We start from the raw sequence: 12,447 nt of genomic DNA, 5'->3' as shown, positions 1-12,447 counted from the left end.
GCTCAGGCGGTGCCGCGCTCCGTGCGGCGGCGCCGTACGAGGACGGTGCCGGTGGCGCCGGCGGCCAGCACGGCGGCGCCGATGCCGATCGGGAGGACGGGGAGGCCGGAGGCGTCGGCGGTGGTGGCCGCGTTCTGCATCGCCGGGCCCGGGGTGATGGTCGTGGCGATCGGGTCGACGTGCCGGATCGGGCCGACCGACTTGACCGAACCGTCCGCGTTGAGCAGGACCTGCTTCAGGTGGGGGTGCCGGAAGTCGAACATGCCGTTGAGCGAACCGGCCCGGGCGTCGAAGGAGGCGTCCCCGATCCGGCCGGTGTGCCAGTTGTCCTCGACGAACTTGATGATCGAGGTCTGCTCGGTCCGCGTGTGGTCGATCGTGTTGACCTTGCTGTACGGGGAGATCACCAGCAGCGGCTGCCGGGTGCCGGGGCCGCAGCGGTCCGCGTAGCCACCGGCGGGCGCGGGGCCGGCCTGGCAGGCCGGGCTGTCGGTGGGCTTGCCGTCGGAGCCGGTGGCGCTGTCCTTGGAGCCGTTGCGCGGCTTGGCGAAGGCGTGGTCGTACCAGCCGTCGGAGTCGTCGTACGCCACGACGACCGCGGTGTCCTTCCACTGGGGCGACTGCTGGATGTGGTTGATCTGGTCGACGAGGAAGTGCTGTTCGTCGAGCGGGTCGGAGTAGGCGGCGTGCCCGTCCTGGTACTCGGGGGCCTTCAGGAAGCTGACGGCCGGCAGCTTGCCCGCCTTGAGGGCGGCGTCGAAGTCGGTCAGGTCGTAGTTGTGGTTGGCCGATCCGGCGTGACCGATCTCGTCGACGCTCTTCGGCGGCAAGTGGTGCGGGTTGGCCGTCGACTTGTAGTACGCGAACGGCGAGTGGTGCGGGCTGTAGTCGACGACCGCCGCTCCCCCGACGTTGGTGTGGGTGGTCCCGCCGCACTTGGCGTAGTGGCCCGACTGGCCGTCCCACGGGGTGCTGGGACGGAACCCGCCCTGGAACCAACCCCAGCTCACATGGCGCGAGTTGAGGACGTCACCGATGTTGCGGCCCTGCATCGCGGCGAGCGCGTTCTTGCTGGTGTGGTCCTTGTCGGAGCAGTCGTCGTACGCCGGGTCCGGGTCGTTGACGACCGTGCCGACGCCCTTCGCGTCCGGTGACTGCACGGCGTGCGGGTCGGGCGTGGCGGTCTGCCGGGGGTTCTCGGTGCCGGAGGCCGGGTCCACGGAGATCACGCCGTGGGTCTGTCCGGAGACCAGGTTGAGCGCCCCCGGGGTGGACGGGCCGTAGACCGAGCTGAAGGAGCGGTCGTTGAGGGCGTAGTGCTGGGCGTAGTTCCACAGTCCGGTGACGGTGTTGCCGTCGTAGTAGTCCATCACCAGTCCGGGCTCGCCGAAGAGGCCGCCGGAGCACTTGCCGGAGTCGGTGTTCTCGACGAACCGGTCGGCCTTGCCGCCGTTGTAGGCGTACTGCTCGGCCGCGTAGTCGTGGTTCTGGTCGCAGGTCATGGCCTGCTGCGGGGTGAGCCGCTTGGGTGCGTACTGGTTGGGGTTGTGCTTGAGCAGCCCGGCGGTGCGCAGGTTGTCGATGTCCCGGGGCGTGCGCGGGGAGGGGGTGAACCTGGTGCCGTCGGTGTTGGCGGCCTTCGGGTACGTCGCGAAGTAGTGGTCGAACGAGACGTTCTCGTCGAAGAGGACGACCAGGTGCTTGACGGGCGTGGCGGTGTGGGAGGCGTCGGGGTGCGGCCCGGCGGCCCGGGCCGGCGCCGCCCCGGCCAGGGCGGCGAGGGCCGCAGCACTCGTGAGCGCGCCCAGGCTGCGTATTGCTGCTCGTCTTCCCCTACTGGCCATGATGGTTCACCCTCCGAACAGGGACGTGGTGGTGCTGTACGGGCGGGATGTTCGACCGGGCGTACGGCGGTCCGGCAGAGCCATGATGACGCCGGAGTGAACACTGGGTCAGGTAAGCACGGTCAAACCTTGACCAGGTATTGACCCTTGGCGACGGGCCGTGGTCACGGGGCGAGCAGGGACCGGCCGTACCAGTCGGACGCGGTGCGGACGCCCGGCAGCGCGAAGAAGTAGCCTCCGCCGAAGGGCTTGATGTAGTCCGTCAGCGGCTCGCCGGCCAGCCGTCGCTGGACGGTCTCGAACTGACGGGCCGGATCCTGCTGATAGCAGCAGAACAGCAGGCCCATGTCGAGGTTGCCGTTGCGGTCCAGCCCCTTGTCGTAGCTGTAGCCGCGGCGCAGGATCCGCTGGTCGGCGGTGGCCGCGGTCCGGGGGTTGGCCAACCGGATGTGGCTGTCCAGCGGGATCACGTCGCCCTTGGGGTCGCCGGGGTAGTGGGGCGTGTCGTGTTCGGCGTCGCCGTCGAGGGGCGCCCCGCTCTCCCGGGCGCGGCCGAACATCCGCTCCTGTTCGGTCAGTGACACCCGGTCCCAGAACTCGACCAGCATGCGGATCAGCCGCACCACCTGGTAGCTGCCGCCGACCGCCCAGTCCGGCTCGCCGGTGCCGCGTCCGACCCACACCAGCCGGTCCATCTCCCGGGCGCTGCGGGCATCCGGGTTGGCCGTGCCGTCCTTGAACCCCATGAGGTTGCGGGGCGTGCCGGACGGGCGGGGCGGACTGGTGAAGCCGTCCAGCCGCCAGCGGACCTGCATCCCGCCCCGGGTGTGCCGGGCGATGTCCCGCAGGGCGTGCAGCACGGTGTCGGTGTCGTCGGCGCACAGCTGGAGGCTCAGGTCGCCGTGGCACCAGTCGGCCTGGAGGTCGTCGTCGGGGAAGGTGGGCATGGTGGTCAGGCGGCGCGGCGCCCGGGCGTGCAGTCCGAACCGGTCGTCGTCGAAGAGCGCCGCGCCGACCCCGACGGTGACCGAGAGCGCGCCGGTGGGCAGCCGCGGCCCGAGGATGCCGGAGTCGGTGGGCGGGCCGGTGATGCCGAGGGGCGCCGGCGTGCCACCGGCGGTCAGGAACCGTGCCCGCGCGGTGAGGGCACGCAGCAGATCGGCGAGCTCCCGGCGGTCCTCGGCGGTGATGTCGAACGCGGTGAACGCGGTGACCCGGCGGGGCGCGGTGAGCACCCCCGCCTGGTGCGGGCCGTGGAACACGGCCGGTTGCGGTGCCGCCGGGGACAGACCGGGGCCCGGCGTCGGGACCGTCACCCCGGCCTGCTGCGCACCGTGGGCCGCCGGAGCGCCGCCGGCCGCCAGCCCCGCCCCGGCGAGTGCCGCACCGCGCAGGAAACCCCGCCGGCCGACCCCGTCCGCACCGCCCACACCACTCACCCCGCTCACGCCGTCCTCCGTGCCTCGCACAGCGTCGCCACCGGAGCCAGCCGTTCCACCAGGTCTCCGATCAACGCGTCGATCCGCTCCCGCCGGGTACGGTCCAGTTGGCCCAGCGGGGTCCATCGCCCGTCCCGGTGGAAGCCGTCGAGCAGGTGCTGCGCCCGGCTCAACTCGCCTGCCAGCCGGGGTAGATGGGGGTAGCGGGTGGCCAACAGGGGGCGCAGCCGAGCGAGTACCGCCGCGGTGCCGTCGAGGTTGGCGCGGGCGGTGGCGAGGTTGCTGCCGCTGCCGTAGTCGGTCCGCCCGGTGAGCTCGAACTGGAGGGTGTTCTCCAGGATCTCGTGTGCCCGCAGGCCGAGGTCCGCCGGCTCCATCCGCGCCTGTGCCCAGTCGTCCCGCAGCTTCCGTACGTCCGCGGCCAGCGTGGTGGCCGGGGCGCGCAGGGTGTCGGCGGACTGCCCGTGCCACAGCCCGTACTCGACGCGGTGGAAACCGCCGAACGCCGGGTCCCGCTCGCCGCCGGGCAGGCCGGCGGCGGTGCCGTTGATCCTCCGGTCCGCGTCGCCGAAGGTCCCGTACGCCGCGCCCAGCCGTTCGTACGCCAGGTGCGCGGACAGCCAGGCCTCCCGGGCACCGGCCAGGTCCCCGCGAGCCACGGCGTCCCGCAGCCGGCCGGTGCGTCCGACGAGGTCGGCCAGCCCGTGGGCCACCCACTTCTGGTAGTCGAGCGCCGGCGGAATCAGGTCGTGCTCGGTGATCGGGGCCGCGGCCGGTCCCCCGCGACCGCCGCCGCCTATCCGGACCGTGGGCCCGGCGACCGCGTCGGCATCGTCCGGCAGACACCGGAACGCATACCGTCCCCGACCCAGCCGGACCCGCAGTTGGCGCGTCGTCCCGGGGCCGATCCCCTCCACCTCGCCGTACACGGCGCCGCTGGACGGCGAGGTGAGGTACACCTCGGCCGCGGTGTCGGACGTGTTGTGCAGATCGAAGACCTGCGTGCCGGGGTGCGGGTGCCGCCAGCCCCGGCCGCAGCCGCTCGGCGACACCTCGACGGCGGTGTGCGGCAGCCCGTCGGCGGTGGCCGGCCCGCCCCGCGCGGCGCCGCCCGCCCCGCCGGTGAGCACCGAAGCGGCCAGCAGACCGCCGGCGAGGAGTGCGCAGCCGGTGCCCCATACGCGGGGCGACCGTGGCTTCCCGAGGCCGGATCGCGGCACTCCGGGCCTCCCGAGGGGTCGTTCGGCGCGCGATCGGTGGGCGTCGCGCGGTACAGGGTGCGAGCCGGCGTCCGGGCGGGCGGGGCGCTTGCGCACCGGACGGCGACGGTGTCCATGCTAGGCAGCACGCGGCGCCCGAACGCCCTTTCCCCCAAAGAGACGCCGAGAGTTCCCCGCCGGTTCACCGGGCGGCCGCCTGGCGACCGGAGCCGGGGTGCGGGCCGTAGGCGGTCAGGAAGCGGTCGCGGAAGGTGTCCATCCGCCAGACCGGCGCGGTGCGGCCGGGGTTGAGGCCGTCCCGCCAGCCCCAGCCGGAGATCCGGTCCAGTACGGCCGGGTCGTGGGCCACGAGGGTGACCGGTACGTCCCGGCCGGCGGTGTCGCCGGTGACGGCCCGGGCGGGCTGGTGGTCGCCGAGGAAGACCAGCACGGTGTTCTTCTTGCCGTACTTCGTCACATAGGAGACGAGGCTGCGCAGTGAGTACTGAATGGCACGCCCGTACTCGGTGCGCACCTGGGCGAGGTCCTGCCACACCTCTTTGGGGTCCTTACCGGCCTTCTTGACGGCGTGGTATACCGATCCGTCGCCGACCTCGTCCCAACCGAGCATCCTGGGCAGCGGGGCCCAGGGGTTGTGGCTGGACGTCAGGATGATCTCCGACATCAGCGGCTTGGTGCCCGGCCGGCCGTGCTGGAGGCGTTCGAAGGCCGCCAGGCTGTACTGGTCGGGCATGGTGGACCAGCTGAACTGGGGCCCCCGGTAGCCGAGGGTCCGGGAGTCGTAGACGTGGTCGAGACCGTAGAACCGCGCCTCCGGCCAGGAGCGGGTGACGCCCGGCATGATGCCGACGGTCCGCCAGGCCCCGGTGCGCCGGAAGGCGCCGGTCAGGCTCAGCCGGTCGCTGGAGGTGACGGTGCGGTAGCGCTGCTGGTTCTTGATCCACAGGCCGGACATCAGGGTGGAGTGCGCCAGCCAGCTGCCGCCGCCCGACGTCGGGGAGGTGAGCCAGGCGCTCCGGGACGCGAACCCGGCCTTGCGCAGCCGGCGGGTGCCGTCCGCGAGGACCGCGTCGACCTGGGGTGCGATCCTCGGGTCCTGGATCGCGCTGCGCCCGTAGCTCTCGATGAAGGTGAAGATGACGTCCTTGCCGCGCAGGCCGGTCAGCAGCTGATCGGGCGGGGTGCTGCGGGCGGCGTCGCCGGCGGCCTCCTTGGCGAACTCCCGCTCGTCCTTCAGGCCCTCGCCCACCTGGTGCACCCGGTCGTCGATGCGTTCCGCGGTGCTCCGGGAGGAGACCGGGACGCCGGCGAGCTGCACGCCGAGCGCCGCGCAGACCGTCCAGACGGTGCCCAGGACCAGGGTGGTGCGGGTCGCCGCGGCGCCGTGCCGGGAGATGAGGCGGCCGAGCCGGACGACGGCCAGCGTCATGAACAGCAGCACGGCGAGGACCAGCAGCGCGACGCCGAGCACGGCGGCGAGGGCGCCCGCTCCGCCGACCGCGTCCGCGAGGAAGGACTCGGCGTCGTCGAACAGGACCCAGTCCAGTACCGGGTCGAAGGGCCGGTCCAGGACCGCGTAGAAGCCCATGTCGAGGAGGTTGAGGACGGTCAGCAGGCCGAGGCCGGCGCCCGCGAGCACCGCCGCCGACCGTCGCGCCCTGGGCGGCAGGAGGAGCAGCAGGGCGACGCCGGCGATCCCTTCCACCGGGATGCGCAGGAACGCGCCGGGGGTGAGGCGGGAGAGCTCGTTCGGCAACAGGAGGGCGCCGAGGACGAGGGCGGCGGCGAGGGCGGTGATGAGCACCGCAAGGGTCCGGGCCGGGCGCGGGTGCCGCTCGCGCCAACCGCCGTCCACGGAGCCGGCCTCCGCCACGGGCCCGGACTCGGTCGCTGGGCCGGCCTCCGTGGCGGAGCCGGCCTCCGTCGCTGAGCCGGCCTCCGTCGCTGAGCCGGCCTCCGTCATGGCGCCGGTGCCGTCCGGCGTCTCGTCCGGGCGGTCTGCCGGAGCGCGTCCCGGAGGGTCGTCCGACGCGCGCCCCGGTGGGACGCCCGGCGCGGGGTCCTCCTCCGTGGTCGCCCGGTCCGTGTGCGGTTGTTGGGATGAGCGCGTGGCGTGCGGCACCCGAAGGTCCTTCCGTGCGAAGCCCGGTGGTGACACGACGGGGCCAGGCCGGGGAGGCAGGGGCCCGCCGCCATGCGGTACGGGCCGCCGTGGGGTTCCGTTCAATCTCCGGGACGGTTGTGGCGCATGAGTCGCCGGTGGGGCCGCCGCCCAGTGCCGTGCGGCTCCCGGTCCTCTCCTCCGGAGGAGAGGACCGAAGGAGGGGACCGGAGGATGCCCGGCCCGGGGTCAGGTCTCCGTCGGCCCGCCCGTCGAGGCGCGGAGGGTGGCCAGGCGCCGTCGGTACTCCTCGTCCTCGATCTCGCCCCGGGCGTAGCGCTCGGCGAGGATCTGCTCGGCGGTGGGCGCCGCGGGCCCGCGACCACCGGGCCAGCCGGTGCGCTCGCCGCCGGACGGCGCCGAACGGGCGAAGGCGCGGAAGAGCACGACGCCTGCGGTGATGACCAGCGCCCAGAACAAGACCGCGCCGACCGACATCGCAAACCAGGCCCACCCGCCTGCACCGTGGTCGTACCAGAACATCGCGCTTCACTTCCCAGCTCAGACAGGGTGCGGATGCCGAACTCGCGAGTGATCTCCCTTCAATTCTTACTCCGCCGTCGCGGTGGTGGCGAGCGTCGGGGGACGCGGCGGACCGACGGCGGCCCACCGGGGCGCACCCTCGTGCCGCCCTCGCCGGTGGCGGGCACCGGTCGCGGCCACTGTACGGATGAAACAGGATGAATTACCCGGCCAGAGGAGGTCCGTCCGTGTCCGCTCCGCACACCCCGTCCCGGGCGCCCGCAGCCGCCGTGCTGCCCGAACGCGGCCCCGACCCGGTGAAGATCACCCTGTCCGTCAACGGGGACGAGCACGCGTTCGAGGCCGAACCGCGGGTCAGCCTGCTGGACGCACTGCGGGAACGTCTGGACATGACGGGCGCGAAGAAGGGCTGCGACCAGGGCACCTGTGGCGCCTGCACGGTGTGGGTGGACGGCCGCCGGGTGCTGGCCTGCCTCACCCTGGCGATCGCCTGCGAGGGGCACGAGGTGACCACCATCGAAGGGCTCGCCGAGGGCGACGAGCTGCACGCCATGCAGAGCGCCTTCATCGATCAGGACGCCTTCCAGTGCGGATTCTGCACCCCCGGCCAGATCATGTCCGCGGTGGCGCTGCTCGCCGAGGGACACGCCTCCGACGACGCCGAGATCCGCGAGTGGATGAGCGGCAACATCTGCCGCTGCGCCGCCTACCCCCACATCCGGGCCGCCATCCGCACGGTGCGCGACCGGACCTGAGACCAGACCGAAGGAGCCCTGCTGTGCGGCCCATCAGTTACTCGCGCGCCGGCGCCGTCGCCGACGCGGTTGCCGCGGTGGCCGCGGACCCCACCAGCGACTTCCTCGCCGGGGGCACCACCGAGGTCGACCTGCTGCGGCAGAACGTGCTGCTGCCGCGCCGGCTTGTGGACATCAACGACCTGCCCCTGGCCCAGATCGAGGACCGGCCGGACGGCGGCCTGTACATCGGTGCCCTGGCGCGGATGAGCGACGTGGCCGCGGCCCCCGCCGTGCGGGAGCGGTACCCGATGATCGCGCAGGCGCTGGTGCTCGGCGCCTCCGCGCAGCTGCGCCACATGGCCAGCATGGGGGGCAACATGATGCAGCGGGTGCGCTGCGGCTACTTCCGCGACGCGACCTCCCCGTGCAACAAGCGGGAGCCGGGCGCCGGATGCAGTGCCCTCGACGGCTTCAACCGCGGCCATGCGGTCCTCGGCGTCAGCGACCACTGCATCGCCACCCACCCGTCGGACGTCGCGGTCCCGCTGATGGCCCTGGACGCCCGGGTCCACACCGAGGGGCCCCGCGGCCGACGGGTCTACCCGATCGACGAGTTCTTCCTGCTGCCGGGGACCACCCCGCACCTGGAACACCCGTTGGAGCACGGCGAGTTGGTGGTCGGTATCGAGGTTCCGGGCCTGCCCGCGGCCCGTACGTCCCGGTACCTCAAGGTCCGCGACCGGGAGTCGTACGAGTTCGCGCTGGCCTCCGTCGCCGGCGCGCTGACCCTGCGGGACGGCGTCATCGACGAGGTGCGGCTGGCGCTGGGCGGGGTGGCCACCAAGCCCTGGCGCGCCCACCGTGCGGAGGGCGTGCTGCGCGGGGCGCCCGCCGACGCCGAGACCTTTCGGCGGGCCGCCCGTGAGGAGCTCGCAGCCGCCCGCGCCACACCGCTCAACGCGTTCAAGGTCGAGCTGGCCCAGCGGAGCCTGGTCCGCGTCCTTGCGACGCTCACCGGCACGGAGGGTCCGTCATGACGACAGCCCCCGCGATCGGACGGCCCGTCGACCGCGTCGACGGCCGCCACAAGGTCACCGGCGGAGCGCAGTACTCCGCGGACCTGCTCCTCGCCACCATGACCTACGCGGTGCTGGTCGGCGCGCGCGTGCCGAGCGGCCGGGTCACCGGCATCGACACCACCGAGGCGCTGCAAGCCGACGGGGTGCTCACCGTCCTCACCCACGAGAACCTGCCCAAGGCCGCCGGACAGCCCCCGCTGATCCCCTCCCTCGCCGGTATGCCCGCTCCGGGGCAGACCTTCTTCCCGCTCCAGGACGAGGTCGTGCACTACACGGGGCAGCCGGTCGCCGTCGTGGTCGCGGACACCCTGGAGCGCGCCCAGCACGCGGCCGCGCTGATCCGCGTCTCGTACCAGGAGACGCCCTCGGTCACCACACTCGACCAGGGGCGGGACCTGGCGTACGAGCCCGAGGCGATCTTCGCGGGCTTCGTCCCCGGCCGGAGCACGCGCGGGGACGTCGAGGCGGGGCTGGCGCAGGCCGACGTCCGCCTCGACGCCACGTACACCTTCGCCGCGAACAACCACAACCCGATCGAGCCCTCGGCCACCACCGCCGCCTGGGACGGTGACCAGCTCACCCTCTACGACGGCACCCAGGGCGTGGCGGCCACCCAGCTCACCGTCGCGGCGCTGCTCGGCCTGACGCCGTCGAAGGTGCGCGTCATCTCGCACTACGTCGGCGGCAGCTTCGGCTGCAAGGCCATGATCTGGGCGCACCCGGCCCTGGCCGCACTCGCCGCCCGCCAGGTCCAACGCCCCGTCAAGCTCAGCCTCACCCGAGAGCAGATGTTCACCTCGGTCGGCCACCGGGAGGAGCAGGAGCAGCACATCACGCTGGGTGCCGACAAGGAGGGCCGCCTCACCGCGCTGCGGCACCACAAGCTCTCGCCCACCTCGCACTTCGACGACTGGGCCGAGCCCTCCCTCGGCGTCGCCTCCCGGATGTACGCCTGCCCGAACTACGAGGGCGTCTACCGGCTGTTCCGTGCCAACACCATGACGCCCACCTTCATGCGGGCCCCCGGTGAGGCCTCCGGCATGTTCGCGCTGGAGAGCAGCATGGACGACCTCGCCCACGAGCTGGGCATCGATCCGCTCGAACTGCGGCTGCGCAACGCCACCGACACCGACCCCACCACCGGCCACCCCTGGTCCAGCAGCGGACTCGGGGAGTGCCTCCAGCGCGGCGCGGCACGCTTCGGCTGGCACCGGCGCGCCCCCGAGCCGCGGTCCCACCGCGACGGCAACTGGCTGATCGGCTACGGCATGGCCACCGCCGGCTACCCGGTCTACGGCCCCAACAACCCGCAGCGCGCCCGGGCCCGGCTCTACTCCGACGGCACCGCCGTGGTGCAGGCCGCGACCCCCGACTTCGGCACCGGCGTCGCCACCGTGATGACGCAGGTGGCCGCCGACGCCCTCGGTCTCCCCGTCGAACGTTGCCGCTTCGAGGGCGGTGACACCATGCTGCCCACCATCGCCGCGGCGGTCGGCTCCTCGGGGGCGGGAATGATCAGCGCGGCCGTCCACACCGCGGCCACCAACCTGCGCCGGCAGTTGGTGGCACAGGCCGTCGCGGACGCCCAGTCGCCGCTGTACGGCGCCGATCCCGACGCCGTGACCGTCCGGGACGGCCGGATGATGCTGCGCGACGCCCCCGACACCGGGGAGAGCTACGGCGATCTGCTGCACCGGAACCTCCTCCCCGACGTCGAGGCGGCCGGCGCCTGGTCCCCGTCACCCGAGAGCCACAACTACGGGATGATGACGTTCGGCGCCCAGTTCGCCGAGGTGGCGGTCGACCCGCACCTCGGCGTGGCCCGGGTCCGCCGGATGGTCGGCGCCTTCGCCCCCGGCCGGGTCCTCAACCCCAAGACGGCACGCAGTCAGCTGATCGGCGGCATGCTCTGGGGGCTGGGCCAGGCCCTGCTGGAGGCCAACTACATGGATCCGCGCCGGGGCCGCTGGGTCGCCTCCAGCCTGGGCGACTACCTCGTTCCGGTGAATGCCGACGCGCCGGAGGTGGATGTCGAACTCGTCGAGGTGGCCGACGAGATCGTCAATCCGCTCGGGGTGAAGGGCGTCGGCGAGGTCGGCCAGGTCGGCGCCGCCGCAGCCATCGCCAACGCCGTCCACCACGCCACCGGGCGCCGCATCCGCAAACTGCCCATCACCATCGAGGACCTGCTCTGATCCGACGACCTGCCGCCGGTCGGCGCACGGCCGGCCGGTGACGCCCCCTCACACCACCGGCCGTACAGGTGAATCCGGCGGAGCTGTGACCGGTCGGGTGTGGCACCCGGCGAGGACAGGAAAGAACTAGAGAAGCGCGAAAACGAGGGAAACGCCCCACCGTCCTCCGGGGCCGGACCTCCACCACCGGCCCATCCCCCACCAGAGGTCTTGAGTTGAAGCACATGAGCGCATGCACGCCTCGCACCCTCATCACCGGTGCCGGTGCGGTGGCCCTGATCACCGTCGCACTGACCCTGCCGAGCGCCGATGCCGCCACCGGCCCGGCCCCCGACCCACCGTCGGCGACCACCGCCGCACAGCGCGCCAAGGAGATCAGCTCCAGTCTCGGCGACGAGGGAGCGGGCTCCTACTACGACGCCGAGAACCACATGCTCATCGTGAACGTGACCAGCGAGTCCGCCGCCGAGAAGGTCCGTGCGGCGGGCGCCCAGGCGAAGATCGTCAAGTACTCGCTCACCTCGCTGGACGCGGCCCGGGCCACCCTCAAGGAGCAGGCGGCGATCCCCGGGACGACCTGGGCGATGGATCCCCGGATCAACAAGGTGGTGATCGTCGCCGACCCCACGGTCCAGGGCAAGAACCTGGACCAGCTCAGGAAGGTCGCCACATCGCTCGGCGACCGGGCCACCCTCACCCACGCGACGACGGAACTCCGTCCGCTGATCGCCGGTGGCGACGCCATCTGGGGCGGTACGGCGCGCTGCTCGCTGGGCTTCAACGTCATCAAGGGCGGGCAGCCGTACTTCCTGACGGCCGGGCACTGCGGCAAGGCGGTGCAGAACTGGTCCGGGAACCAGGGCGGCACCGACGTCGCCGTGACGGACGGCGCCACCTTCCCCGGTGACGACTTCTCACTGGTGAAGTACACCGCGGCCGATGTGGTGCACCCCAGCGCGGTGGATCTCTACGGCAGCGCGCAACCCATCACCAAGGCCGCCGAACCGATCGTGGGCCAGAAGGTGCGGCGCAGCGGCAGCACCACCCACGTCCACAACGGCGAGGTCATCGCACTGGACGTGACCGCCAACTACCAACAGGGCCCGGTCGACGGTCTGATCCAGACCAGTATCTGCGCCGAGCCCGGCGACAGCGGCGGCCCGCTCTTCGACGGCGGCACCGCGCTCGGCCTGACCTCGGGCGGCCGCGGCAACTGCACCCTGGGAGGCGAGACCTTCTACCAGACGGTGCGCGAGGCCCTGGAGAAGTCCGGATCCCAACTGGGCTGA

General features: G+C 72.7%; 9 protein-coding genes. 4 read left to right on the top strand and 5 right to left on the bottom strand.

The window, feature by feature from the left end:
• Positions 1-2: 2 nt before the first annotated feature.
• From AB0C96_RS08735 to AB0C96_RS08715, 5 genes are all read right to left on the bottom strand, one after another.
• The gene (locus tag AB0C96_RS08735) at positions 3-1,844 is read right to left on the bottom strand and encodes an alkaline phosphatase family protein (RefSeq protein WP_362915102.1); all 1,842 of its coding nucleotides are present in this window, start codon (positions 1,842-1,844) and stop codon (positions 3-5) included.
• A gap of 164 nt (positions 1,845-2,008) precedes the next feature.
• On the bottom strand, positions 2,009-3,274 hold the full coding sequence (gene efeB / locus AB0C96_RS08730) for an iron uptake transporter deferrochelatase/peroxidase subunit (RefSeq protein ID WP_362915213.1): 1,266 nt from the start codon (positions 3,272-3,274) through the stop codon (positions 2,009-2,011).
• 14 nt (positions 3,275-3,288) lie between these two features.
• The gene (locus tag AB0C96_RS08725) at positions 3,289-4,503 is read right to left on the bottom strand and encodes an EfeM/EfeO family lipoprotein (RefSeq protein ID WP_362915101.1); all 1,215 of its coding nucleotides are present in this window, start codon (positions 4,501-4,503) and stop codon (positions 3,289-3,291) included.
• Positions 4,504-4,684: 181 nt separating this feature from the next.
• Entirely contained in the window at positions 4,685-6,625 is a 1,941-nt protein-coding gene (locus tag AB0C96_RS08720; protein ID WP_362915099.1) for a sulfatase, read from the bottom strand.
• A 228-nt stretch (positions 6,626-6,853) separates the two neighbouring features.
• Complete coding sequence (locus AB0C96_RS08715; protein ID WP_362915097.1) at positions 6,854-7,147, bottom strand: SHOCT domain-containing protein; 294 nt, start codon at positions 7,145-7,147, stop codon at positions 6,854-6,856.
• Between the two features lie 296 nt (positions 7,148-7,443).
• Between AB0C96_RS08715 and AB0C96_RS08710 the strand changes: the two genes are divergently transcribed.
• From AB0C96_RS08710 to AB0C96_RS08695, 4 genes are all read left to right on the top strand, one after another.
• Positions 7,444-7,902 carry a (2Fe-2S)-binding protein gene (locus AB0C96_RS08710; RefSeq protein ID WP_362915211.1) on the top strand — a complete coding sequence of 153 codons (459 nt, stop codon included), beginning with the start codon at positions 7,444-7,446 and terminating at the stop codon, positions 7,900-7,902.
• Between the two features lie 23 nt (positions 7,903-7,925).
• Positions 7,926-8,921, top strand: coding sequence for a xanthine dehydrogenase family protein subunit M (locus AB0C96_RS08705; RefSeq protein WP_362915095.1), 996 nt, complete (start codon positions 7,926-7,928; stop codon positions 8,919-8,921).
• Entirely contained in the window at positions 8,918-11,158 is a 2,241-nt protein-coding gene (locus AB0C96_RS08700) for a xanthine dehydrogenase family protein molybdopterin-binding subunit (protein ID WP_362915093.1), read from the top strand. Before AB0C96_RS08705 ends, AB0C96_RS08700 begins: the two co-directional genes overlap by 4 nt.
• Before the next feature lie 224 nt (positions 11,159-11,382).
• On the top strand, positions 11,383-12,447 hold the full coding sequence (locus tag AB0C96_RS08695) for a S1 family peptidase (RefSeq protein ID WP_362915091.1): 1,065 nt from the start codon (positions 11,383-11,385) through the stop codon (positions 12,445-12,447).

Source organism: Streptomyces sp. NPDC048506, from assembly GCF_040651315.1.
GTDB lineage: Bacteria > Actinomycetota > Actinomycetes > Streptomycetales > Streptomycetaceae > Streptomyces.
The sequence above is the reverse complement of the archived record's forward strand: the minus strand, read 5'-3'. Positions and strand labels throughout refer to the sequence as shown.